We start from the raw sequence: 23,808 nt of genomic DNA, 5'->3' as shown, positions 1-23,808 counted from the left end.
GCTTGAGGCGATAGTAGGAAGTGCCTACTAATGGTTGGCGGTCGTGAAAGGTATAGTTTGTAGATCGGACTTATATCTACTGTTTGAGTTTTATACTAATCTATCTTACTTAATGCTACTTATGTATTGTAATCCAAAGTCTTTATTACGCATTATAAGGATGCATAATCCTGAATTATAGTAAATTTGACTCCTTACGAATATTTATCTTAAATTCGCTCATAAACCTGACAATAGTCGAATCATCTTTACGCCTACAATCTAAATAATGAGACAAAACTTTGCTGTTATCATTCCAATGGCAAATGAGGAGAAAGACTTTCAACCTTTTGTGAATACCCTAGCAGGAGTGTTGAATCAGTTGGAGTGCGGTCAAGTATATTTTATTGTAGATAAGGCATCCAAGGACAGAACATTACAATTATGCCAACACACCTCTTCCATTGATGCAAGATTTGTAACAGTTTGGGCACCGGAAACGAGGAATGTTGTTGACGCTTACATTTGTGGGTATCAGGTTGCAGCTAAGGCAGAACATGATTTTATCATAGAGATGGATGCCGGTCTATCTCACGATCCTAATGCAATCTCACGATTTTTATCTCTATTGCTTAAGGATTATGATTGTGTCTTTGGGAGTCGATTTATTGCTGGGGGGGCTATAGTAGATTCAAATTGGAAGAGGACTTTCTTATCAAGAGTAGGTACTTTACTTTCTAATCTACTATTAGGAACTAAGATGCATGACATGACGTCCGGGTTTCAAGGGTTCAGTCTTGAAATAGTAAGAAAATTCTTATCCTACAACCTGCTATCTGAGGCTCATTTTTACCAAACGGAACTTCGCTACCTTCTTCGTAAAACCCGATTTGTCGAAATACCAATTCAATATAGAGCACCATCACCTAGAGTTTCTGGAAAGGCAATTTTAAACTCTATTTATGTACTACTTTACTATGTAACCAAAAGAGTAGCATTTAGGGCTCCATCAATAAAGTAAGCGTCATGGCTATAACACATATTGGAATTCCTGTATTCTAATTCCTCCATATGAATAAAACTTTCATTGTAATTACATCTATTGCTGATGAGTGTCACCCTGTTCTGACAAAAATAGCTGCGAGAGCGGTCAGTCACCAAGTACCACTGATTGTAATCGGCGACATATCTAGTCCTAAGGAATTCTCTTTAGAAGGCTGTGAATTCTATTCCCTGGAAGATCAAGGCCAACTCCCATTTGATTTAGCTGAAAAACTACCTGTTGGACATTACTCGCGCAAGAACCTTGGTTATTTAAAAGCTATTGAAAGTGGCGCAGAGATTATAGTAGAAACAGATGATGACAATATACCACTAGCAACTTTTTGGGATGAAAGGTTAATTGAGGCTGAGGCTCACCTATTGGAAGATACAGGATGGACAAATGTTTACAGGTATTTCGCCGATACTAATATTTGGCCAAGAGGCTTTGCTCTAGAGCACTTACATGAGGCAATTCCAAAGTTAAGCAAAACTACTCTTGTAAAAAGTCCTATACAGCAGGGCTTAGCTGATGAAAACCCTGATGTAGATGCGATATACAGATTAACCAGGTCGTTACCAGTTTATTTTAAAATGTCTAAGAGTATTGCATTAGGAGCAAATTCCTTTTGTCCCTTCAATAGCCAAAATACGACGTGGTTTAAAGAGGCCTTTCCTTTACTATATCTACCATCTTACTGCAGTTTCAGAATGACGGACATCTGGCGCTCTTTTGTAGCACAACGGATCGCTTGGACTTGCGGATGGCCTATCTTGTTTCACAACTGTACCGTTCGTCAAGAAAGAAACGTTCATAATTTAATGAATGATTTCAAGGATGAGATCCCTGGATATAGGAACAACGATCTAATATTGCAGAGCCTTAAAAACTTAAAGTTACAAGATGGCCTTAAAAACATCCCTGAGAATTTGATTGTGTGCTACACCAAACTAGTTGAGCTTGAAATTATAGATCCTGCAGAACTAGGTTTGCTTGAAACATGGCTTAAAGATATTGCATCACTGCTGCCAGTAAGCCAGATAAGTTAATCAGATGAAAAGAGATCGAATCATTAATGCATTCTACGTTTTATTTGTTCTTGTACTTGTAATTCGACTCTTAGGAAGTATAAAAGCAGGCTATGAAAAAGAAAGCTGGCATATCACAGAGTTTCTTATCAATTATCAGGGTGGATTTGTAAGAAGAGGTTTGTTAGGTGAAATTTTATATCAAATATCTCAACATTTACACCTAAGCCCATACCTTATCATCATTTTATTAAGCCTGATTGCTTATTTGTTCTTAATTTATTTCTTTCTAAAATCTTTTATTGTCAAGGGCTACCCTGTTTTTCTATTTCCTTTTGTATTCTTTCTCGGTAATCCAATCATTAATGACTTTTGGGTAAGAAAAGATGTGATAGAGCTTTTGCTCTTTATTGCAGCTATGTATTTTATAACAAAAGGTGGCAAGTTTGTTATAGCACTAGTTAACCTATTTTTAGTAATAGGAATTTTAATACACGAATCTATTGCATTCTTTGGCTTACCATTTATATTTCTCTTACTATATCATAGAAACCAAAAAGTATACACATCTCAAGCACGCTCATTTGTATACAATATTTCTATTGCTTCGTTGCAATTGCTCCCAGCCTTTATCACCTTCATTAGCATAGCATACTTCAAGGGAACTCTTAAAATTGCCTCCAGCATATGGAGATCTTGGAATAACATCAATTTTCCCATTGAACAAGGGGGAAACGAGGCACCGCCAGCTGCAATTGATGGTATTTCGTGGACACTAGCAGAAGGACTTAGTTATTTTGGCGCCACAATCAAAAATTTTGACTTTGACATCTATGCGCCTTTTGCTTGGGCACTTATCATAAGTTCTATCTACTTTATTCTAATAAATATCAATAACCTCAATTTTAGGATATTAAATTATAAACCCATTTTAAGTTTCAATATAGCACATTTATCAAGTCTCTTAATAATTCAATTATTTGCTGTGGCTCCACTTTTTATATTAGGGTGGGATTACGGACGGTGGGTTTTCTTATGGACTTCCTCGACATTTGCAATTCTCTTAATAGTGCCAAAGCAGACTTTAACCGATATATTGCCTTCAACTTTTGTTTGTATTTCCGCTTATATTAATAGGCAACTCAACAGTAGCTTAAGTAATTCCAAATCATTCCTTACTTTAATGTGCTTGATTGTAGGTGTTCCCTCTTATAATTGGAGTATTATAAAATATGTGGAGACTCTTGCACCTATCCTAATACTTCAATTTTTATCAGACACTTTTTATAAAGTCGTAGTACTAGTTAAGGGGATGTTAAGCTTTAGCTAAATGAAAATTATGAATTAACCAGTTATTCATCCCTCCTTACTTATAATTTCATTAAGGTTTGCTGTTTTGAAATGCTGGTATACCTTCAGCACAATGGCAAGCGCTACGGCAGCTTCGGCAGCGGCGACCAGGATAACGAAAAGCGAGAACAACTGGCCCTGCAGCAGTTGGGGATCGTGACGGCTGAAGGCTACTAAGTTGAGGTTTGCTGCATTGAAGATCAATTCTATACCCATCAGTACCACCACGGCATGGCGCTTGGTAATGACGGCCAGGATGCCAATCGTGAACAAGGCAGCACTCAACAGCAGAATATGTTCTAACGGAATCTCGGTTAACATTATACGTTCTGTTTTTCAGTGGCGATGTAAGCGGCTCCCATAAGCGCAATAAGCAACAATAGAGAGGCTATCTCGAAAGGCAGCACAAAGTCGGTCATCAGTTTTATACCGATAAGTTGCACGGTACTCTTTTGCCCAGCCAAAACGTTGGTATCACCCTGTTGAATCCATGGAAGTGAACTGAAACCTGCCTGCCAGATGGTATAACTTAACCCGATCAGTGTGAGCATAGAGATCGTAACGCCCCATCCTACATTCGTATTTTCTGACATAACCGACTTATCGTGTACCCGGCTGCTGAGCATGATGCCGAAAAGAATCAGCACGAGCACACCGCCTACGTATACCATCAGTTGGGTAACGGCTACAAAATCAGCAAAAAGCAACACATAAATGGCGGCTATACTTAGTAAAGTAAGTAGCAGCGAAAAACCGGCATACAGCAGGTTCCGCGTCAGCACCATGTAGGCTCCCGAAAGTATAGCTAGCGCTGCGAATATGTAGAACAACATACTTATCAGTATCAGTTTACTTAGTCATTTGCTTTAAATCAGCCCTGTTGCTTCCTCGCTGCCAGTGCAGCTGCTTTGGCTGCGGCCATTTCTTCCTGCTGTTTGGCCAATAGCTGCTTTTTCTCTTCTGCCTGCTCGGGTGTCAGATCCGTAAAGTGGTAGATCATATTTTTGATGTCCACTTCAGCGAAATCATACACAGGCGTCATGGTCAGGCAATCGGTTGGGCAGACGGTGGTGCAGAGACCACAGTAGCAGCACTTGGCCATATCAATATCAAAAACAGGAGCGTAAAGGCGTTTTTTGGTACCGTCTGAGGTCATCCCGATTTCCTCTGTTGCCTTCACCGATTCAATGGTGATACAGTTGACTGGGCAGATCTTGGCGCAAAGGTCGCACACGATGCAATCGTCGATCTCGTTGTGGAGGCGGTAGCGGCCGTTTTCCGGAACAGGTATAGCCTCGTAGGGATAGGTAAGCGTCACCAGTCCTTCGGGCTGATTGAAGTAATTCTCGTCCATTACCGGCACAGGAGCACGCCGCTTGTCCGCATTTCGGAAATGCCGCCAGGTCAGTCGCAAGCCACTCAACAGCGACTTTACCACCTCCCAAAAACCTGTTTTATGTTGAACGGACGATTTTTCCATATTAACTATGTGAGAATAAGCTGGAAGCTAATTTGATCCTCCCTAGCGGAAATTAGCAACCCGGTTTTCAACACTCTATATCCTTCCTACTCTTAAACTACTAGACTCTTCAACCCCTAACTCAAACCATCAGCAGCCGCCAAATGCCAGCCAGCAGCACGATGCCTAACGCAACGGGTGTGAGCACTTTCCAGCACAGGTGCATGAGCTGGTCGACACGCAAGCGCGGATAAGTCCAACGGATCTGCAGCTGCAGGAACAGCAATACAAAGGTTTTACTGAGCAGCCAGAAGCCTCCCCACAGTATACCTGACAACTCCCCTACCGTACCTGTTGTCCAGTTAGCAAACTTCAGCGCCGTCAGATTTGGCAGAGGCGTGTTCCAGCTCCCCAAAAAGAGGATAACGGCCACCAGACTTACCAGCACCATCATGCTATACTCTGCCAGAAAAAGCACAGCAAACCGGAAACCCGAGTACTCCACATGAAAACCCGCGACCAGCTCCGATTCCGCTTCTGGTATATCAAACGGCGCACGATTACTCTCAGCCAATGATGCAATGAAATAGATCACAAAAGCTACCAGTAAAATGGGGGCCCTGAAAATGTTCCAGGTCGTGATGCCACCAATATTGGTGGTGTTTATACCTAAGGCTTCGATGCCGAACAGCCAGTTCGTTTCAAACTCAAGTCCGGAGAAACGGTTCAGTAGTATACCTTGCTGGTAGCTGATCTCCTGAAAATCGAGTGACTGGCAGATCATCACAACAGAAAGAATGGCCAACCCCGCTGGTATTTCATACGACACAATCTGAGCCACGGAGCGCATGGCACCCAGCATAGCGTATTTGTTATTGGAGCCCCAGCCAGCCATAAGCAAGCCCACCACGTCGAGTGAAATGATAGCAAGCAGGTAAAAAACGCCGATGCCAATGCCGGCAGGTATAAGATCCGGGGTGAAAGGTATGACTGCAAAGCCTGCAAAAACGGCAGCGAATATCAGAATCGGAGCCAGTTTAAACAGTTTTTTATCGGCTGCTGCGGGCACAATATCCTCTTTCTGCAGCAGCTTCAGCACGTCCAGCACCGATTGTAGCGAACCATACGGACCTGCCTCAGTTGGGCCCATGCGGTCCTGCATAAAAGCAGCCACCTTGCGCTCTGCGTACGCCAACACAATGACGATACCCAGGAGGAGCATAAGTGTCAGCAGAAAAGCAAGCATAAGCAGTCAGGGTTTAGGAACGCGCAAAGGTAGTTTTTAATGTGCTAATGTGCCAAGCACGTCACTCAGTTAAATGCCGTTAGCAGCTGTCAGAATGATCGGCTCTCCGTCTGTGATTAGGATCGTGTGCTCGTGCTGCGCTACGTAAGCGCCCGAATCAGCGAGCAGTGTCCAACCGTCGCCTTTCTCGTGCACATAGCTTCCTTTGGTCGAGATAAAGGTTTCTACGGCCACCACTGTGTTTTTCCGGAACCGGCGTGTCTCGTATTTGTCATAGAAACAGGGAATTTCGTGCGGCTCTTCGTGCAGACTGCGTCCGACGCCATGGCCGACCAGGTTCTTGATTACTTTAAAGCCATTTTTCTTTGCTTCAGTCTCTATGATACGGCCTATCTCAGCTATTTTTTTGCCACCTTTTATTTCCTTTAGCGCCTTGTGCAGGGCAGTACGTGATGTGTCCACTAATTTGCCTAAGCCGTGGATGTCTTCTCCCAGTATAAAAGAACCGCCGTTGTCAGCATAATAGCCATTGAGCTCAGCAGATACATCAATGTTTACCAGGTCACCATCTTTAAGCACTGTTTTATCGGACGGTATACCGTGTGCCGCTTCGTTGTTGATGCTGATGCAGGTATAGCCGGGAAAATCGTAGGTGACTTTCGGTGCCGACTGCGCCTTACAGGACTGCAGTATCTGATAACCGAAGTCGTCCAGTTCCTTTGTAGTCATACCTGGTTTGGCATGCTCTCGCATTTGCTTCAGGGTAAAGGCCACGGCTTCACTCACCCTTTTTATACCTTCCAGATCCTCTTCTGAGTCTATTGACATGGCTATACCATTTAAATTTTAAGAAATATTAACCTTCCACCAGATGCGGCACAAACTGCGAAAGGTTAGTGATGATACCTTTTTCGCGGCGGAAACCAATGGCGGCTCCCTCACCTGACCAGAACACGCCGGCCTGGTACTGATAGCCTTTGCTGTCTTCGGGCAGCTCGCACCAGCGCTGGTATACCTGTTGCTGCTGATCATACTCGCCCCGCACTTTGGTCACACGCCCGCGGTCTACTACCTCTACACTCTGTCCTTCGCGACCAAAGTATGGCTTTTTGATATACTTACCTGTCAATGGCTCAATGTCAGCTTCCAGCAAGAGCGGGTGGTACGGGAAAGCCTTCCAAAGCCAGGCCAGCATGCCTTTGCTCTGAAACATCAAGGTATAGGCAGGGTTGGCAATCGTGATGGTGCGGGAACGGGCAAGCAACGTGAGAGTTTTCAGCAATTCAGGTTCCTCCCAGGCAATCTCCTCCCAGGGCAGGAGCTTGAACAGAAACGAAAAGTGTCGCCACTGATCTTGCTCTATCTGTGCCCATACCCCTTTTTCCTCACCTTCCGCTGTGAAAGTTACATCCTCGATCGGGCACATGTGAGCTTCGAAACCGGCTTCGTTAGCAGCTTGTGTGATAACGGAGCAGTTGGCTTCGTCTTCGGCACTGGCTCCGATATAGGTAACCAGCAAGGCTGGTGGTAAATTCTCATTGCGCTCGCGCCATACCTTGAGTTGCTCCACCAAGGCTTCGTAAAGACCTGAATATTGCAGGGCATCATTTTTTCCGGCAGCGGCCAGACTGGCCCATTGCACCACAGCTGTTTCAGGTATAGAGGTGGCGGTATCGGCGTTAAATTCCAGCATTTTGGGGCCGTCCGGCGTCATGGCCAGGTCAAAGCGGCCATATAAATGCACCTGACGATCGTCGTTCCAGGACAGGCGCGCCAGTTGCCAAAGGTTCTCCGGTATACCCAGCACTTTCAGGAAAGCATCCGGAAGATCTTTCGGGATGGCCTGCATCATCATGTCGTAGAGCGAGCTGGCGGCATCCAACAGTTCCTCGGCTTCGTCTTCCGAGATTACCACCGCTTCACCGGGCACGTAATTGGCGCAGCCATCTTCCACACACCACTCCCAGCCCAGTCCACGCACTGCCTTCTCCACATCGCCGGTATGAGGTTTTATCTGTATGCTCGTCTTCGAAATATCTGACATGAAATAACTTAATCTAATGAGTTGAAATGCGAAAGAAGGTATCGGCACAAGCAAAGCGGCTTATACTGATACCTTCAAAACAAGGTATGGCCCCTTCAAAACACAAAGCTATACCTGTATAAATAAGTAAACTACTGAAGCAGAAAGCCTTGCTTCGGATTAGGCTCCTGCCCCGCCGCTGCGTCCGCGGAAGTAGCCACGCTGGCCTGTACGCGGCGCAGTGGACTGCTGCCGGTAGTTTTGCACATTCTGGCGCCAGGCGGCGGTGTTGTTCATCACGCCGGGGTTAGCATAATAAGCAGGTCTCGGCGACATCATGCGGCCGGCCATAAAACCCATGGCACTCCACCACAACACATTGCCCATACCGAAACCACCCTGGTTGTACTGCTGCTGGTTGTTAGCCAAGTCTTTCATCTGATTTTCGAGCGCCAGCCCTTGGAGCGTATCCACGCGGCCGTCGTTGTACTTCAGGATAGCCATGCTCTGGCCTGGTACCGTGGTTCGCTCGTCCGTGATCTTCCACTGGTCAGGAGCCTCCTCGGTCAGTTCTGTTACAACACCATCCGGCGCTGGCACTTCTGTCCCGGCATTCCATTCATCATTTGTCTGCGTGTTAGAGTCGCAGCTGGTCAATCCCATCGTAGCGGCAGCCGCCACAATAAAGGCGTTGCGCTTAAAGTCGCCAATGGTTAAATATCGCTTTTTCATAAGATTTTCTCGGTTGCAGTATAAAGGTACACTTTTTACGGAATTTCTGGAAGGATGGGGTTTGGGATTGATGGTTGAATTGCTGAGTGTTTAAATTATTAAGCTCTCGATTAACTTGCCCCTACCCCTTTGAGAAGCAGGTTCATTCCGTTCTATTCTATTTGTCATACTGAAAGGATCTTGGAAGCGAATAGCACAGGCTTAACTTCCCATCAGACAAGTTTCTTTACAGAATGACAGTGCGTTTGAGCGTGATTTCTTAGGATGAAATGGCACTTCAAAAAGGAATTCACCTGCATGATGGCAATTGGGTACAAACTTGATCGACATTAAGGTATAAAGCCACTACATCACAACTCGCTAACTCTTAAAATCCCAAACTCACCTTATTCCCACAACGGATAATGCTCTAGTTGCACTTTTCGATTGAAGAAGATGCGGGTGCTTTCTTCGAAAGATCTGGTAAAATCCGACACATAGAAAGCATGATCACCGAGCAGCTCCTCGGATACCAGATCGTTGACTTCCAGAAAGCTTCGGGCGTGTTTGGCTACGATCTGACTGGCGTCGAGCACATCCACTTTGCCCTGGTAGTAGTTTGCGATCTGTTTTTTGATAAGCGGGTAATGGGTACATCCTAATATAAGCGCCTCTATACCTTGCAGTTCCGGAGCCGACAGGTAGGCATGAATCACATTTTCAGAGATAGAATCGTTGAAAAAACCTTCTTCAATCATAGGGGCCAGCAGCGGCGTGGCGTGTGACTTCAACGTAATATTTAGATCCAGCGCATCAACCTTTTTGAGGTATACATTTGAGTTGACGGTTTGCTTTGTTCCGATGAGTCCGATGGTTTTGCCTGCATAGGTTTTGCCAATATACTCCACCACCGGGTCTATCACATTCAGCACAAGCGCCTTGCTGCCCACGTATTCCTTCACCAGCTCATAAGCTGCCGCCGAAGCCGAGTTGCAGGCAATCAAAATCACTTTACAATGTTGCCGGAGCAGCAAATCACATATCTTGACGGCATAAGCCTGTATCGCAGCAGTTGACTTATCGCCATAAGGCAAGTGGGCGGTGTCTCCGAAGTATACCAGCCGCTCCCGGGGCAGTTCCCCCACGATTGCCTGTGCTACGGTAAGTCCGCCTATGCCACTGTCAAAAACCCCGATGGGGGATGCGCTTTTTCTGTCTCTCATACGCTGCGAAGTTATGCTAAAACCTACAGAATTAGCTATTCACTATAATTTTAAGATCATTCACTTATTAAGTAATTTACATTGAATTATTCGAACTTAATTTTGCTTTATGAAGCAGCCGAACAACACAATCACCCCAATTAAATATTATTTTTACAATATATTTTGTTAATAAAGTTTAGTTTATTATATTTAACTACTTTACACAAAGGGAATTGCTATTAAATTTATAAATAGCTGCAAACGATACCCCGTTGGCTTTATCAACAGAGCAGATAAGGCAGATTATCCACCTCTTAGCCTAGCCCTTATGCCTACAGCTATCACCGACTCTGCATTTATTATGTCATCCGCTTCACCAATAGTGAAACGCGCTCCCTTGTATGGTAGTTTTATCAGTCGTTTTGTGGCATTCCTCATCGACACGACCATACTGGTGTTCTGGTATTCAATTATAATCTACTCCATGGCCGAATACTCGCTGCAGTTCAATACCTGGAAGCAGGTGGTATCTGAGGGCGGCATCAGCCTGATGGAGTTTGAAGCGGTGTTGCAACTGTTTTTCTATAGTCTGTATTTCCCGATACTGCACTGGCTTTACTATACCCTGCTGGAGGCTTCTCCAAAGCAGGCTACCATCGGCAAGTTCACCTTGGGCCTCAAAGTGACCGACGTACGTGGCAAGCGGATTTCTCTGCTGCAAGCAAATGTGCGCTACTTTTCGCGCCTCCTGTCAGCATTACCCCTACTGTTAGGTTTCCTGCTGATACAGTTCACGCGCCGCAGACAGGCCCTGCACGATTATGTAGCCCGCACACTGGTAATGACTGACCAATAAATTGCACTATTTTATCACTATATATCCAACACCGCTTTTACAGAAACGTATATTATTCCTTGTAGAACAATAAGAAAGGAGGTAATAATGCGTTTTATCCCAACCCGTTTTCACGGAATACTGGACTATTTGTATGGCATTTTGCTCATTGCATCGCCCTGGCTGTTTGACTTCGCCGCCGGAGGTGCCGAGACGTGGGTGCCTGTCGTTTTTGGTGCAATGGTACTCCTGCAGACGATCCTCACAGATTTTGAAATGGGTCTGATTAAAAAGATTCCGATGCAGACTCACCTGATGCTCGACTTTGGTATTGGTGCTATTCTGGCGCTTTCGCCATGGCTGTTTGGTTTTGCAGACCGTGTGTTTACGCCACACCTCATTTTCGGTGTATTTTCAATGCTGGCCTCACTGACAACGCACCGTACGCCAAGCAGAGCTTACAAAACCAATGTAGCCCACGAAGATCCATTACGATAGCCGTACAAACCATGTATAAAGCAACAGGCTGACTCTAACAGGTCGGCCTGTTTTATTTTGCCTGCTGCATAGCGCAGAAATGCCTAAATTTGCTTTATGAATTACCTATCCGCAGAAAATATATCGAAGAGCTTTAGCGAACGCTGGCTTTTCAAAAACCTGAATTTTGGTATCAGCCAGGGGCAGCGTGTAGCGCTTGTGGGCGTAAACGGCTCTGGCAAAACCACCCTGCTGAATGTGCTGGCAGGCAAATTGCCCCCTGACGGTGGCAGCGTGAGTGTGCGCAAAGAAATAACAATTGGTTTCCTGGGCCAGAATCCGGAGTTTGATGAAGAACTTACCGTGCAGCAGACCATTTTTGGCGGACAGGGCGAAGTACTGGACCTGATACGTGACTACGAAGTAGCCATCTCTCACCCCGACACCAGCGCAGAGGTTATGCAGCACCTGATGGAGCGCATGGACGAACTACAGGCATGGGATTTTGAGATCAAAGTAAAGCAGATCCTCTCCAAGCTAGGTATACACAACCTGGAGCAACAGATAAAGCACCTCTCGGGAGGGCAGCGTAAACGGGTAGCCATGGCACGTGTGCTGATCGAAGAACCTACTATGCTGATTCTCGATGAACCTACCAACCACTTGGATCTGGACACTATTGAGTGGCTCGAAGGTTTGCTCTCAACGCAGAATACTACCCTGCTGATGGTGACGCACGACCGTTACTTCCTAGACAAAGTGGCCAACGAAATCGCTGAACTCGATAACGGTGAACTCTATACCTACAAAGGCAACTACAGCTATTTTGTGGAGAAAAAAGCGTCGCGTGAGGAAATGGCCGCCGCCGAAACTGAGAAGGCCCGCAACCTGATGCGCAAAGAACTCGACTGGATCCGACGCCAGCCGAAAGCCCGTGGCACCAAAGCCAAGTATAGAGTAGATGCCTTTGAGGAACTGAAAGAAAAAGCAGCCAAGAAAACAGCGGGGCCGCAACTGGAGCTTTCTGTCAAGACCACCCGTCAGGGCGGCAAGATCATTGAGGTAGACCATATTTCGAAGTCCTTTGGCGCCAAGAAGATCGTTGACGACTTTTCGTATGTGTTCAAGAAGAAAGACCGCATCGGTGTGGTAGGGCCGAACGGCGCTGGAAAGTCTACGTTTCTGAACATGCTCACCGGCAAACTGCAACCCGATAGCGGCACCATCGACCCCGGACAGACTACCGTATTTGGTTACTATACCCAGGACGAACTGACTTTCAAGGAAGACCAGCGCGTAATCGATATTGTAAAAGAGATTGCTGAAGTGGTGGAAATGGCCAATGGTGAAGTGATCACGGCAAGTCAGTTTTTGCAGCACTTTCAATTTCCGCCGGCACAGCAGTATACCTTTGTGAGCAAGCTGAGTGGTGGCGAAAAGCGTCGTCTGCAGTTGCTGCGCGTGCTGATTAAGAACCCCAACTTCCTGATCCTCGATGAGCCCACCAACGACCTCGACATCATCACGCTCAACATTCTGGAGGACTTCCTGCTCAACTTTGGCGGCTGTATGCTCATGGTGTCGCACGACCGTTACTTCATGGACCGGCTGGTAGAGCACCTGTTTGTGTTCGAGGGCGAAGGCAAGATCCGTAACTTCCCGGGCAATTACACCGACTACCGCGAGTGGCTGAAAGAGCAGGAGAAAGTCGTGCAGGAAACAAAACCAACGGCTCCCGTTATCGAACAGAAACAGGAAAAAACCGAAGGCAAGCGCAAACCGACTTATCAGGAGAAAAAAGAATTTGAAGAACTGGAGAAGGAAATGCCTCGCTTGGAAACCCGCAGAACAGAACTGATAGAGACCATGAATGCTGGCACTACCACCGACCACGAACAGTTGAACGTCTGGGCCAAAGAACTGGAACAGCTAAACGAGCAACTTGAAGAAATGGAAATGCGTTGGCTTGAGCTATCCGAAATTATGTAAGTTATAGCATAGCCATACCTTCACGTCGCCGGAGCAACCTGTTTGTTCCGGCGATTTCATTTCAGGCCTCTCACGGTCACGTACGCTTTCTCGTTGCGCTCGCCCACTTTCACGATTTCACGCTCAAACTTGCGCGGGTTGTTGATGATGCTGTAAAACTCGTCCAGGTAACCAAGCGTCTTACGCAAGCCTGATTTACTCAAAGACTCACACTGCCTGTATACCGCATAGATCGGGGTGCGGTGGGCGTTGAAAGTATTGACGACTTCCCGATGCACATTTTCCGGAAAACTGTATGCCCGGTACAGACGCTCTTTCACCGATTTTATACCTAGCTCAGGCGGCGGTGCAGCATACGGAGTGCCGACTATACCTGCGTAGTCAAAGTCGAAAGGTACGGGGGTGGGCACCGAAAGTGAGTCAGGTGCCAGCAGGTCGATGTTGTGGCGGTAGGGCACTGACCAGTCCGTATTGCCGATCATGTACTGAAAGAGGGCCAGCCGCGCCATAGCCAGTTGATTGAGGTGCTCCATCCCGATGATTCTTTTGCCAGGTATGAGCTTCAGTTTGGTGCGTTTAGCCATGGCCTTGTCGTCTTCTATCAGAAAGGCATAGCGTACTTCCTCCTTCCGTCTTCCAATGCTGTCCTGGTAGGTAACCTGGCACAAGCGCACCCGATAACTCTCTTCAGACAATAGGTTGTATACCTTATACACGAGGTATTCCCGCAGCACATATTCTTCGCCGACGCAGTGTGTTACCAGCTTTAACTTGTTCTGACCTTCAAAAATGGTTCCTGCGGGCATCTTCTTGCGGATCAGGTTGAGCATGAGCGGCGGGAAACGGCAGACCGTAGCATCCCGGCGGCGGTTGCCGCGCACCATTACCCGGAGCGGCAGAGTCACAACAGTGCCTGAGTTTTCCACATACGAAAGCGTGGCGGTGTGATACTGCCTTTCATCGCCCCGATCTTTCAGCAGCCGCTGGTAGTTAACCACAAGTGTAAACCTGAGCAGCGAGTCTTCTGAAAAAAGGTCTTTAGGTTGAGCTGCCTGCCCGTTTTGCTGAACCTCTAAAGGCTGGCCCTCGGTTGCGTATACCTGCGCCATACCCCGCAGCGGCAGGTATAGCATTGCGGCCCACACAAACAGGTATAGCCCATGTCTAAAACCACCAAAAATCCGGGAAGCTGCCATAGACAGGAAAATAAACGATGCAGCCCGTAGCATTCAAAATCAAAAAAAGCTATACCTGAAATCAGGTATAGGCATCAGGGTATAGGTACGGTACCAGCCGGTAGCCTGCGCAAACTTTTCCGCGTAAACAGCTCTTTCATCACCGCCCCTTCCGATTGAGGAAAAGCTATACCCAACATCGGGGCCACGGTGGCCGAAATATCCACCAGCGTATACTTTGTTTCTACAAATCCGCCTTTCCGGAAGTCAGGTCCCAGTGACAGCAGGCTGATGCGCCGGCAGCCTTCGCAGTCATCGCCGTGCTCTACCCAGCCACCGTCCACTGTATCCAGATGGCGGCCATGGTCGGTGGTAATCAGCAGCGTCGTTTTTTTGCGGTAGTGCATGTCTTTTTGCAGGAAATCCCAGAGTTGTTTTGCATAGCGGTCGCTACGGGAAATGCCGCGCACATAATGCTCCCAGTTGCCTGCGTGAGCATAGCCATCGGGCTCCATAAAGTTGATCAGCATCAGGTTCGGTTGTTGGGTTTGCAGCACCTTGAGCACCTCTATCAGTGTCAGGGAGTCAGCCCGGTAGCCGCTGCCGGGGCCGCTGACGCCGCAGTTGAGCGAGGGCAGCGCCTGGTTTTGCCAGTCCGGATGCAGGGTGTTTCCCAGAATATCGAGCTTGTCTTTACTCGACACGATCCAGGCAGCAGTGGCAGGTTTGCCTGTCTGTTTAAGCCAGAGCTGCAAGAAAGAAGGATTGGCGGGGAGTTCAGTTCCGTAGTTGTCAATAGGTTGGCTTATACCTGTGGTGATGGCGGTATGGCCGGAGTTCGTATAGGTAAAGCCGTCGTTCCGGAAGTTATTGCAAAAGGTACCCTGTGGCATCAGGCGTTGCGACATGTTAGGTATAACCCCCGGCACGGCACCCCAGGTTTCAGAGTAGCGCACCCCGTCTATTACCAGGATGATCACATTTTCAGTACGCAGCCCGCCGGCTCCTCCACCTGTTGCAGCACACGAGCTAAGCAGGGCGGTTGTAGCCACAATCAGCAGCATGTATTGCCAACCAGCCTGTTGTCGCTTCAAAAATCCGGGGAGTGCTCCCATACCTGACACAAATAAAAGAACATAAACTCCTATACCTAGGTATACGAATTCCCCAGAAGTTCAGGCAAGCAGCCAGAAGACGATCAAAATAATCGGAAAAACCCGGCAGAATAATTTGCGTTTACTCCTGATAATTGCTTCATTGCGACCATCTAAAGATAAATGCATACACCAGCAGCCATAGCGACCCTCCCATTGCCATTGCCACTCGGCCATGTGCTGCTGCCTGCTGTTTCCGCTGATTGCTATCGTGCCGCCTATTATTGCTACGGTTATTATTACCGCTGCTCTACTGCGCTCTCTCAGGCAATCAGGCGACTCATAAACCGCAACTAAACAGGAAAAAGAGCCAACAGGCATACCTGAACTGATACAACTGAAGCAGAGCTTTCGCTCTGCTTTTTTCATGTTATACCTATTCCAAAAATTCAAATTCAAATAAGATGACAGACATGAACCTGACACAGCACTACAGCAACTACACGCCAGAGAACCACCAGGTATGGGCCATCCTCTACGACCGCCAGTTGCGCAACCTCCCCGACAAGGCTATACCTGAGTTTATAGAAGGGCTTGACAAAGTCGGCTTCAGCCGCGACCGTATACCTGATTTCCGGGAGATCAATCAAAAACTGAAGCCGCTGACAGGCTTTGAAGTGGTGGCAGCGCCCGGCATTGTCGACGATGCCCTGTTCTTTCAACTAATCGCCAGCAAGCGCTTTCCGGCCACGGTATGGGTGCGCCGCATGGACCAACTCGACTACCTCGAGGAGCCTGATATGTTTCATGATGTGTTTGGCCACGTGCCGTTGCTCACCATACCGGTATACTGCGAGTTTTTGGCCAAGCTATCTGAACTGGCCCTCTCCCACCTCGACCGCCCCGATATCATCGACCGTCTTACGCGCATCTACTGGTATACCATCGAGTTCGGTTTGTTCCGCATGCCGGGCCAGAAAGCGCAGATTTATGGGGCCGGCATCCTGTCATCCGTAGGCGAGAGCAACCTGTCTGTATCCGATGAGAGCGTAAAGTTTGACTTTAATGTGAATCATATTCTGGACACCACCTATATTAAAGAGACTTTCCAGAGCCAGTACTTTTGCATCGAAAGTTTTGAGCAATTGCTCCACAGTCTGCCAGCAATAGAGGCGGCCTTGCAGCAGCTACGCATACAAGAAGTTCAGGCTGCTACCATTTAGCCTTAAAAGCAAATTCCGCCCGCGACAGGTATAAGTTACCTGCTGCGGGCGGAATTATTTGTTAAGCTATACCTGAAAGGTTAGTGTGTGAGCTCGTGACTGACCATAAAGCCCAGTTTACGCGGCCTTGAAAGCTGGGAGTTTTCGAGTTTCTGCTTGTAGGTAATGCGCTCAATATCCGACACATCCTGCCCCATCAGGTCGTTGTTCACAGCCGCGATCATGGCACTTTCCACAATCAGGCGCAGCATGTCGTCGCTGATTACGTTACGGGCGATGCGGTCGTAAGGCAGATCCATTTGCTTGACCCCTTCTATCAAAAAGTGGTTTTCGATGTTGATCAGCATGCGGCCCACCAGGTAACCCGGGTCGTCGAGGCGATTATACTTAATGGTGTCGGCCATGAAGTTATAAGCCATGATGTGCCCAAAAAAGCGGCGCCTGAAATCTTCTTCTACATAATCGTTGCGCATGATCTCGTAATCATCCGGAAAGGTAATAATGTTGGAGTGCATCACAAAAACGAGCAGATCGCCTGAGAACTTGATCTGAAACTCCAGGTCGCTGATGGCTTTGTACTCGATTACCACATCGGCATTGTGCGTCGTGATCCGGCTGGTCAGTTCGTCCACAATCTCCTGCGAGATCTCCTTCATGCGGGTGAAGGTTTGGTGGGTATTGCGGTAAATAGCCTGCTTGGTGGCCGACTTTTGCTGCAGGCCTTGTATTATATCGTCGAGTCTATCTTTCATACTTGCGTTATTTTCGGGTGCTGTATTTTTTACTCTAATCTTTTGTAAATAGTTATTCAGCAGATTTCTGAGACTTTTATCTCACTACGAAGCCATTTATACGCTGCTCAATAGTACTCGCTTTACATTGTAGGGTTTTTAAGCATACCCAGAACCTGGCTCTGGTGCTGTGCAAAGGCCGGTGGAGGCGCTACTTCATCAGTTATCGCACCTTCCATCACAAAAGCTACCTGCCTGATGCCGCTCGGGCCATTGGGTTGGGTAAGTAACATACGCCTTGCCTGCGGCTGTTCAAATACTTCTGACACGCTGTTGACGGCGCCAGCCGGTACATGCAGTCTGTGTAGCTCCTGCAGCAACTCAGCACGCTCCTGCTGACTGATCAGCTTCTTTAATTGTTGGTTTACTTCATCCCGGTGCTGCACTCTGGCACGATTACCGGCAAAGGCAGGCATATCAGCCAGGGCGGCATCTCCCAATGCCTGGCACAGGCGCCTGAACTGTCGGTCGTCGCCAATGGCAAGCACCAGCTGCAGACCGTCTTTACAGGTGAACACACTGCCATAAGGCACAATATTAGGGTGCTCCGATCCCATACGCTGCGGACTATGCCCCGCCACCAGGTAGTTTGTCCCCTGATTAGCCAGCGCTGACACCGCCGCGTCAAACAGCGAAACCTGCACAAAGCTGCCTTTGCCGGTGCGTCCCCGCTGCAGAAGTGCGGTCAGGATACCTTCCTTCAGTTGATGCGCTGCCAGAATATCCATCAGTGCGACAGGCATTTTGGTGGGAGGTCCGTCCGGGGAGCCATTCATGTACATAAACCCGCTCTCCGCCTGGATCACGGCATCGTAACCAGCCCGCTGGTCTTCCAGGCCATAGCCGGTAATGTGTCCGTATACCAGGCCTGGGTTTAGCAGGGCAAGCGTATGGTAATCTACTTGCAGTTTCTCCGCGTCACCGGGCTTGTAGCTAGCAATAACGACATCCGCTTTGGCCGCCAGTTTGTGCACAGCCTCCAGTGCTTGTAGCTCGGTAATATCAAGCCCTAGGGAGAGTTTGCCCCAGTTTGCCGCTGAGAAGTAAGCCGACACATTATTTTGTTCTCCTGCCAGTTTCCAACTGCGTGTTACATCGCCGCCGGTCGCTGCATTTTCCAGCTTCACGACGGTAGCGCCCAACTCTGCAAAAAACTGCCCCACACTCGGGCCCGCCAGCACACTGGCCAGCTCCAGCACCAGCATCTCTTTAAAAACAGGTTCTGCCATTGTAGTCAGGTATAGGTATAGCGCGCATCATTGCCTCAGGAACAAAGCTATCAAAAAGGGGATAAAAAAAGCAGCCCTTCCGAAGAAGAGCTGCCAGTATGTTTTCGCTATGTTTTGTAATTAGGTTCCGATCAGGAGGTGTACTATATCAAGATGAAAATAGCATTGATGATGTTTACACCTAGTAGAAGATAAAAGTTCGGAGATTCTTGTATAGCTTTTTTCATTTTAAATTTAAATAAATCTTTCTTTTATATGTTTTAAGATGATTGTTTATATCACTTTGGGCTTATTTACGCCGCACTTGACTAAATGTTTCGGCCTTAATATAAAAAAATCTATGTAATTAAAACTAAATATTGCTTAAGTTATATAACAGTAATAAGTATTCTTGGTTTTCATTTAAATTTAAAGCCTTCTATCTATATAGCGGTTTTCTAATTCTTTGAACTTTTTAAATACCTAACCAAATTTTTAAATGTATTGTTATATTCTTCACTGATTGACGATGCAATATTAATATAATTTTGAAGATAAATAACATCAACTTTTAAATTTTTCTCGAATAAGGTATAATAATCGTATCTTTACCACAATAAATGCGGTTTAGAGGCCGCTAGGCCATAAAAATAATTTTAAGGAGATAATTTTGGATTTTCGTTCATTTAACCTTCACGAAGACGTGATCACCGGAATTGAGTCGATGGGATACAATACCGCGACCCCGGTACAGCAGATGGCTATACCGCTCATACTTGAGCGAAAAGACGTGATAGCCTGTGCCCAGACCGGTACAGGTAAAACAGCAGCGTATCTATTGCCACTCATCGACCGCATCTCGCATACTAATACTGATTTCACCAGCACACTTATACTTGTACCCACCCGTGAGTTAGCCAAGCAGATTGACGAGCAGGTAGAGGGTTTGGGCTATTATGCCCCGGTAAGCTCTATTGCCATTTATGGTGGCAGCAAAGGCGACGAGTGGGATCAGCAGAAGCGGGCCCTTACCAGCGGAGCCGATATTATTATTGCCACGCCGGGTCGCCTGATGTCGCATATGGCCCTGGGCTATGTAAAGCTAGACCAGTTGCAGCACCTGGTGCTCGATGAGGCCGATAAGATGTTGGACATGGGCTTTATGGATGACATCCTGAAGATTGTGCGAGCCCTGCCAACGGAGCGTCAGACACTCCTCTTCTCGGCTACCATGCCAAAGAAAATTCGTGACCTGGCTCAGCAGATTTTGCAGGAGCCTTCTGAAATTAACCTGGCCATTTCCAAGCCTGCTGAAGGTATAGACCAGCGCCTATACCTGACCTACGACAACCAGAAGCTGCCTTTGCTGGAGCATTTGATTCGGGAGCTGGAAGTGCAGAACATGATCATCTTCACGTCCCGCAAATCGAATGTGAACCAGATTGTGCGCTCGCTGCGCAAAATGGGCTTCGAAGCCGAGGGCATCATGTCGGACCTGACACAAGAAGAGCGCGAGAAGGCGCTGCAAGGCTTTAAGAACAAAAAGTACCAGATTCTGGTGGCCACTGACATCCTCTCCAGAGGTATAGACATCGACAGCCTGAGCCACGTGGTCAACTTTGACATGCCACAGGATGCAGAAGACTATGTGCACCGCGTAGGCCGTACGGCCCGTGCTGCGTCTACAGGTATGGCCATCACGTTTGTGAACGAGAATGACATGTACCGTGTGCACAAAGTGGAGCGACTGATTGAGCGCGACCTGCCAAAGTTACCTCTTCCGGAAGGTTTTGGTGCTGCGCCTGCATACGACCCGACCCGTCGTGATTTCGGGCGTGGAGGCAAAGGCGGTGCACGACCTGGTGGCAGACAAGGTGGCGGTAAACCAGCAGGTGGCCGTGGTAGCGAAGGAGGCAACAAAGACCGCAACAGAAATAAAGGCCCTAAGCCAGCAGCAGCTAACGAAGGTAACGACCGTCCGGTGAAATTAGCCAACCAGACTCCGGCCGCAACAGGCGAAAGAGCTCCGGGTGCAGAAGGTGCGGGAGGCGAGAAGAAACCGCACCGCAACAGAAACCGCAATCGCAATAAAAACAGAGACAAGTCAGACAATCCGCCGGGCAACAGCAGCCAACAGGTGCCCCAAGACAATAACTAAACAAAAAGAGCCGCTCCTGACCGAGCGGCTCTTTTTGTTTAACAGCACCCTGCCCTCTTTCAGCCGCACTTTTATACCCCATGGCTCCTCAGCTTCATCGGCATCAATAGCCTTTTTCATCTATAGAAAAGGAAGTTTTATCTAATATTTACAGATTTATATATATTATTTAATACCTTTCTAATCGTTACTGATTAAGCTCCCTGTATTTACTATCAGTTGAGACTTAAGTAAAGTGCAGAGGCAAGGCTGGTAAAGCCTGTTGGTACCGATTGCGTCATCCAAACAATTCTATAACTAAATGAAACAAACTTTACTGCTGGCACTGCTCTGGTGCCTGGCTTGCATGGCTTATGCCCAATCCCCAACACCGACAGGCACTATTAAAGGTATAGTAGCCGACTCTGCCACTCAAGCCACCCTGGACTATGTAACGGTGGTAGTGCAGGAGACAGGTAAAAATCAAACGATCAAAAGTACTTTCACAAAAGACAACGGCTCCTTTGAACTGACAGGCCTTGAGATGAAGCAGTACCAACTGGTTCTCTCGTATGTGGGCTACAAAACCAAAGTGTTGCCTCTTCCCGCCTTTACCGGCAACACCATCGATTTAGGTAAACTACCGCTTGTATCCTCGGCTAAGCAACTGAAAGAAGTGCAGATCGTGACAGAGAAGCTACTCGTGGAGCAGGACATTGACAAGCTCACCTACAACGTAGATGCCGACCCCGAAAGCCAGACCATGACGGCGCTGGACATGCTGCGCAAAGTGCCTCTACTGAGCCTGGATGCAGAAGACAACATTAAACTGAACGGCAACAGCAACTACCGCGTGCTCGTGAATGGCAAAACCTCATCGCTGTTTGTGCGCAGCCCCAAGGATGTGTTCCGAAGTATGCCGGCCAGCACCATCAAAAGTATCGAGGTGATCACGAATCCGCCTTCAAAGTATGAGGCTGAAGGAGTAGGCGGCATCATCAACATCATCACGCACAAGAAAAACATCGGTGGGTATAATGGCTCTGTGCATGCGCAGGCTTCCAGTCCCAAAGGTGCTAACGTTGGCGGCTACCTGACGGCCAAGGCCGGCAAGGCAGGCTTTTCAGGGTACTTTGGCACAGGCTCTTACTACAGCCCTCCCAATAGCAACAACCTGTACAGAGAAGATAAAATACGCCAGACCATACTAGAGCAAGTGGGTGAAAGCCGCAACGATAACACTTACCAGTACGCCAGCGGCGAGTTCAGCTTTGAAATGGACACACTTAACCTCTTCACCGCCAACTTCAGCATGAACTCGAACACAGGCAATAATTTCCTGACGCAGCGTGTCGATCTTTTTGATGCTAGCGGTGCTCTGTCACAGGCTTATACCCGCCTGAACAACGGCGATTATACCTGGAAAGGCTATGACTTAGGAGCAGATTATCAGCGCACGTTCAAGAAGAGCAAAGACCAGCTGTTTACGCTCTCCTACCGCCTCAACAACAGCATCAACGGAAGCGGTTCGGATTTTATATTAGACCCTGTACTCAATTTCAATGGTCAGGTGAGCCAAACTGACAATGACGGTAGCTCCTTGGAGCACACCATGCAGGCCGATTATGTGCAACCAATCAAGAAGCATACGCTTGAACTCGGTGTGAAGACGATCTTCCGCCTCAACAGCAGCGACTACTTCTACAGCAACCAGAACCCTGAAACTGGCAACTTTGTAATTGACGATAAGCTGACCAATAATTTTGACTACCGGCAAGACATTTATGCGGCCTATACCTCACTTAGCCTTAAAAAAGGCGATTGGGGCCTGAAAACAGGTGCCCGTCTGGAAAAAACTAAGATTGACGCCAACTTTAAGTCATCCGGCACGGTAGCCACACCAGACTATTTTAACCTGATCCCGAACATCACATTGTCGCGTAAGTTAAAGGGAGCCAGCACCATGCGCCTGTCCTATACCCAGCGCATCGAGCGGCCGAGCCTCTACTACCTGAACCCCTACGTAAACCAGATTGACCCACTCAACATCAGTTACGGTAACCCGAAGCTGGACCCGGCTACCAATAATGTATTCAACCTGGCTTACAGCACTTTCGTGAAAGGAACCTCTATTAACGCAAGTATCTTCCACAACTTCACCAACAACTCTATCCAGAGCTTTACCACACTCGGCGCCGACACCGTTGCCCGCACCACTTATGGTAACATAGGCCGTAACCAGACGTATGGCTTCTCGCTGAGCGGCAATACTACCTTTTTTAAGAAGCTGAGCATCAACCTGAATTCCACAACCAATTATGTAAAACTGACCAGCGTGATCGACGGTGTGCCTCAGAATAACGAGGGCTTTACTTACAATGTGTTCGGCTACTCGAGCTACCGCTTTGAGAAAGGCTGGCGTGCGAGCGGCAACATTGGCTACTATTCCTCCCGCATCATGCTGCAGGGCCGCTCAGCCGGCTATGTCTGGAACAGTATTTCGGTGAACAAGCAGTTTCTGAAAGACAATAAAGCGACGATCAGTTTCTCGGTGAACAGTCCGTTTCAGAAAAACCGCCGCTTCCTAAACGAAATCAACGACCAGCGTTTCACCCAGCACCAGGAGAATTACTCTTTGATGCGCCGCTACAGTGTTGGCTTCAACTACCGGTTTGGCAAGCTGAAAGGAGATATTGCCCGTAAGAAACGCGGCATTAAAAACGACGACGTGAAAGCCGGCGAACAGCAAGGCGGAAGCGGCGCGAATTAAGATTTTGTTAGGTCAGTTCCGGGAGCCGCACTGTGATGTTGCTCCCGGTCTTACTTAAAAAAGCCT

At 47.6% G+C, this 23,808-nt stretch carries 22 protein-coding genes; 9 read left to right on the top strand and 13 right to left on the bottom strand.

What is annotated here, in order from left to right; translation table 11 throughout:
• Positions 1 to 268: 268 nt before the first annotated feature.
• From K3G39_RS14710 to K3G39_RS14700, 3 genes are read left to right on the top strand one after another with little or no spacing between them, the layout of a single operon-like run.
• Positions 269 to 1,000 carry a glycosyltransferase gene (locus K3G39_RS14710; RefSeq protein ID WP_255594377.1) on the top strand — a complete coding sequence of 244 codons (732 nt, stop codon included), beginning with the start codon at positions 269 to 271 and terminating at the stop codon, positions 998 to 1,000.
• Between the two features lie 50 nt (positions 1,001 to 1,050).
• Positions 1,051 to 2,070: an STELLO glycosyltransferase family protein gene (locus K3G39_RS14705; protein ID WP_220626930.1), complete on the top strand. Its 1,020-nt coding sequence runs from the start codon at positions 1,051 to 1,053 to the stop codon at positions 2,068 to 2,070.
• 4 nt (positions 2,071 to 2,074) lie between these two features.
• Positions 2,075 to 3,379, top strand: a complete 1,305-nt coding sequence (locus K3G39_RS14700; protein WP_220626929.1) for a hypothetical protein — start codon at positions 2,075 to 2,077, stop codon at positions 3,377 to 3,379.
• 26 nt (positions 3,380 to 3,405) lie between these two features.
• Here the strand turns inward: K3G39_RS14700 and nuoK are convergent, their stop codons facing one another.
• The 8 genes from nuoK to murI all read right to left on the bottom strand — a co-directional run bounded on the left by nuoK (position 3,406) and on the right by murI (position 10,061).
• Positions 3,406 to 3,720 (bottom strand): NADH-quinone oxidoreductase subunit NuoK, encoded by a 315-nt coding sequence (gene nuoK / locus K3G39_RS14695; protein ID WP_255594376.1) that lies wholly within the window; start codon positions 3,718 to 3,720, stop codon positions 3,406 to 3,408.
• Positions 3,720 to 4,232, bottom strand: coding sequence for an NADH-quinone oxidoreductase subunit J (locus K3G39_RS14690; RefSeq protein WP_255594375.1), 513 nt, complete (start codon positions 4,230 to 4,232; stop codon positions 3,720 to 3,722). Before K3G39_RS14690 ends, nuoK begins: the two co-directional genes overlap by 1 nt.
• Positions 4,233 to 4,270: 38 nt before the next feature.
• Positions 4,271 to 4,879: an NADH-quinone oxidoreductase subunit I gene (locus K3G39_RS14685; RefSeq protein ID WP_220626928.1), complete on the bottom strand. Its 609-nt coding sequence runs from the start codon at positions 4,877 to 4,879 to the stop codon at positions 4,271 to 4,273.
• Between the two features lie 121 nt (positions 4,880 to 5,000).
• The gene (locus tag K3G39_RS14680) at positions 5,001 to 6,104 is read right to left on the bottom strand and encodes a complex I subunit 1 family protein (RefSeq protein ID WP_220626927.1); all 1,104 of its coding nucleotides are present in this window, start codon (positions 6,102 to 6,104) and stop codon (positions 5,001 to 5,003) included.
• A 69-nt stretch (positions 6,105 to 6,173) separates the two neighbouring features.
• Entirely contained in the window at positions 6,174 to 6,932 is a 759-nt protein-coding gene (gene map / locus K3G39_RS14675; protein ID WP_220626926.1) for a type I methionyl aminopeptidase, read from the bottom strand.
• A 28-nt stretch (positions 6,933 to 6,960) separates the two neighbouring features.
• A complete protein-coding gene (locus tag K3G39_RS14670) occupies positions 6,961 to 8,148 on the bottom strand; it encodes a glutathionylspermidine synthase family protein (protein WP_220626925.1) in 1,188 nt (395 codons plus the stop codon).
• A gap of 159 nt (positions 8,149 to 8,307) precedes the next feature.
• Positions 8,308 to 8,859, bottom strand: coding sequence for a hypothetical protein (locus tag K3G39_RS14665; RefSeq protein WP_220626924.1), 552 nt, complete (start codon positions 8,857 to 8,859; stop codon positions 8,308 to 8,310).
• Between the two features lie 386 nt (positions 8,860 to 9,245).
• Positions 9,246 to 10,061, bottom strand: coding sequence for a glutamate racemase (gene murI, locus K3G39_RS14660; RefSeq protein WP_220626923.1), 816 nt, complete (start codon positions 10,059 to 10,061; stop codon positions 9,246 to 9,248).
• A 310-nt stretch (positions 10,062 to 10,371) separates the two neighbouring features.
• Between murI and K3G39_RS14655 the strand changes: the two genes are divergently transcribed.
• The 3 genes from K3G39_RS14655 to K3G39_RS14645 all read left to right on the top strand — a co-directional run bounded on the left by K3G39_RS14655 (position 10,372) and on the right by K3G39_RS14645 (position 13,344).
• Positions 10,372 to 10,899, top strand: coding sequence for an RDD family protein (locus K3G39_RS14655; protein ID WP_220626922.1), 528 nt, complete (start codon positions 10,372 to 10,374; stop codon positions 10,897 to 10,899).
• A gap of 87 nt (positions 10,900 to 10,986) precedes the next feature.
• Positions 10,987 to 11,376, top strand: coding sequence for an SPW repeat protein (locus tag K3G39_RS14650; RefSeq protein WP_220626921.1), 390 nt, complete (start codon positions 10,987 to 10,989; stop codon positions 11,374 to 11,376).
• Between the two features lie 96 nt (positions 11,377 to 11,472).
• The gene (locus K3G39_RS14645; protein WP_220626920.1) at positions 11,473 to 13,344 is read left to right on the top strand and encodes an ABC-F family ATP-binding cassette domain-containing protein; all 1,872 of its coding nucleotides are present in this window, start codon (positions 11,473 to 11,475) and stop codon (positions 13,342 to 13,344) included.
• Between the two features lie 56 nt (positions 13,345 to 13,400).
• Here K3G39_RS14645 and K3G39_RS14640 read toward each other — a convergent pair whose 3' ends face one another.
• The 3 genes from K3G39_RS14640 to K3G39_RS14630 form a co-directional block, all read right to left on the bottom strand.
• On the bottom strand, positions 13,401 to 14,540 hold the full coding sequence (locus K3G39_RS14640; RefSeq protein ID WP_255594371.1) for a hypothetical protein: 1,140 nt from the start codon (positions 14,538 to 14,540) through the stop codon (positions 13,401 to 13,403).
• A gap of 74 nt (positions 14,541 to 14,614) precedes the next feature.
• Positions 14,615 to 15,613: an alkaline phosphatase family protein gene (locus K3G39_RS14635; RefSeq protein WP_255594369.1), complete on the bottom strand. Its 999-nt coding sequence runs from the start codon at positions 15,611 to 15,613 to the stop codon at positions 14,615 to 14,617.
• An 81-nt stretch (positions 15,614 to 15,694) separates the two neighbouring features.
• Complete coding sequence (locus K3G39_RS14630; protein WP_220626919.1) at positions 15,695 to 16,042, bottom strand: hypothetical protein; 348 nt, start codon at positions 16,040 to 16,042, stop codon at positions 15,695 to 15,697.
• A gap of 35 nt (positions 16,043 to 16,077) precedes the next feature.
• On the opposite strand from K3G39_RS14630, the gene K3G39_RS14625 reads away from it, so the two are divergent.
• Entirely contained in the window at positions 16,078 to 16,836 is a 759-nt protein-coding gene (locus K3G39_RS14625) for a phenylalanine 4-monooxygenase (protein ID WP_220626918.1), read from the top strand.
• Positions 16,837 to 16,916: 80 nt separating this feature from the next.
• On the opposite strand, the gene K3G39_RS14620 is transcribed toward K3G39_RS14625, so the two are convergent.
• Positions 16,917 to 17,588: a hypothetical protein gene (locus tag K3G39_RS14620; protein ID WP_220626917.1), complete on the bottom strand. Its 672-nt coding sequence runs from the start codon at positions 17,586 to 17,588 to the stop codon at positions 16,917 to 16,919.
• 122 nt (positions 17,589 to 17,710) lie between these two features.
• On the bottom strand, positions 17,711 to 18,856 hold the full coding sequence (locus K3G39_RS14615) for a CaiB/BaiF CoA-transferase family protein (RefSeq protein ID WP_220626916.1): 1,146 nt from the start codon (positions 18,854 to 18,856) through the stop codon (positions 17,711 to 17,713).
• Positions 18,857 to 19,559: 703 nt separating this feature from the next.
• Here K3G39_RS14615 and K3G39_RS14610 point away from each other — a divergent pair.
• Both K3G39_RS14610 and K3G39_RS14605 read left to right on the top strand, forming a co-directional pair.
• Positions 19,560 to 20,993 carry a DEAD/DEAH box helicase gene (locus K3G39_RS14610; protein ID WP_220626984.1) on the top strand — a complete coding sequence of 478 codons (1,434 nt, stop codon included), beginning with the start codon at positions 19,560 to 19,562 and terminating at the stop codon, positions 20,991 to 20,993.
• 301 nt (positions 20,994 to 21,294) lie between these two features.
• Complete coding sequence (locus K3G39_RS14605) at positions 21,295 to 23,742, top strand: TonB-dependent receptor domain-containing protein (RefSeq protein ID WP_220626915.1); 2,448 nt, start codon at positions 21,295 to 21,297, stop codon at positions 23,740 to 23,742.
• Positions 23,743 to 23,808 lie beyond the last annotated feature (66 nt).

It is taken from the genome of Pontibacter sp. HSC-14F20, from assembly GCF_019599265.1.
Classification (GTDB): domain Bacteria; phylum Bacteroidota; class Bacteroidia; order Cytophagales; family Hymenobacteraceae; genus Pontibacter.
This window is presented reverse-complemented; position numbering and strand designations above follow the sequence as displayed.

What these genes read in the sequence shown, in the direction of transcription:
- K3G39_RS14645 (WP_220626920.1), top strand. Translation starts at nt 11,473, where the DNA reads ATGAATTACCTATCCGCAGAAAATATATCGAAGAGCTTTAGCGAACGC.
- K3G39_RS14640 (WP_255594371.1), bottom strand. Translation starts at nt 14,540, where the DNA reads ATGGCAGCTTCCCGGATTTTTGGTGGTTTTAGACATGGGCTATACCTG.
- murI (WP_220626923.1), bottom strand. Translation starts at nt 10,061, where the DNA reads ATGAGAGACAGAAAAAGCGCATCCCCCATCGGGGTTTTTGACAGTGGC.
- K3G39_RS14630 (WP_220626919.1), bottom strand. Translation starts at nt 16,042, where the DNA reads ATGAAAAAAGCAGAGCGAAAGCTCTGCTTCAGTTGTATCAGTTCAGGT.
- K3G39_RS14650 (WP_220626921.1), top strand. Translation starts at nt 10,987, where the DNA reads ATGCGTTTTATCCCAACCCGTTTTCACGGAATACTGGACTATTTGTAT.
- K3G39_RS14690 (WP_255594375.1), bottom strand. Translation starts at nt 4,232, where the DNA reads ATGTTGTTCTACATATTCGCAGCGCTAGCTATACTTTCGGGAGCCTAC.
- K3G39_RS14655 (WP_220626922.1), top strand. Translation starts at nt 10,372, where the DNA reads ATGCCTACAGCTATCACCGACTCTGCATTTATTATGTCATCCGCTTCA.
- K3G39_RS14710 (WP_255594377.1), top strand. Translation starts at nt 269, where the DNA reads ATGAGACAAAACTTTGCTGTTATCATTCCAATGGCAAATGAGGAGAAA.
- nuoK (WP_255594376.1), bottom strand. Translation starts at nt 3,720, where the DNA reads ATGTTAACCGAGATTCCGTTAGAACATATTCTGCTGTTGAGTGCTGCC.
- K3G39_RS14680 (WP_220626927.1), bottom strand. Translation starts at nt 6,104, where the DNA reads ATGCTTGCTTTTCTGCTGACACTTATGCTCCTCCTGGGTATCGTCATT.
- K3G39_RS14610 (WP_220626984.1), top strand. Translation starts at nt 19,560, where the DNA reads ATGGGATACAATACCGCGACCCCGGTACAGCAGATGGCTATACCGCTC.
- map (WP_220626926.1), bottom strand. Translation starts at nt 6,932, where the DNA reads ATGTCAATAGACTCAGAAGAGGATCTGGAAGGTATAAAAAGGGTGAGT.
- K3G39_RS14625 (WP_220626918.1), top strand. Translation starts at nt 16,078, where the DNA reads ATGACAGACATGAACCTGACACAGCACTACAGCAACTACACGCCAGAG.
- K3G39_RS14605 (WP_220626915.1), top strand. Translation starts at nt 21,295, where the DNA reads ATGAAACAAACTTTACTGCTGGCACTGCTCTGGTGCCTGGCTTGCATG.
- K3G39_RS14700 (WP_220626929.1), top strand. Translation starts at nt 2,075, where the DNA reads ATGAAAAGAGATCGAATCATTAATGCATTCTACGTTTTATTTGTTCTT.
- K3G39_RS14670 (WP_220626925.1), bottom strand. Translation starts at nt 8,148, where the DNA reads ATGTCAGATATTTCGAAGACGAGCATACAGATAAAACCTCATACCGGC.
- K3G39_RS14685 (WP_220626928.1), bottom strand. Translation starts at nt 4,879, where the DNA reads ATGGAAAAATCGTCCGTTCAACATAAAACAGGTTTTTGGGAGGTGGTA.
- K3G39_RS14705 (WP_220626930.1), top strand. Translation starts at nt 1,051, where the DNA reads ATGAATAAAACTTTCATTGTAATTACATCTATTGCTGATGAGTGTCAC.
- K3G39_RS14665 (WP_220626924.1), bottom strand. Translation starts at nt 8,859, where the DNA reads ATGAAAAAGCGATATTTAACCATTGGCGACTTTAAGCGCAACGCCTTT.
- K3G39_RS14615 (WP_220626916.1), bottom strand. Translation starts at nt 18,856, where the DNA reads ATGGCAGAACCTGTTTTTAAAGAGATGCTGGTGCTGGAGCTGGCCAGT.
- K3G39_RS14620 (WP_220626917.1), bottom strand. Translation starts at nt 17,588, where the DNA reads ATGAAAGATAGACTCGACGATATAATACAAGGCCTGCAGCAAAAGTCG.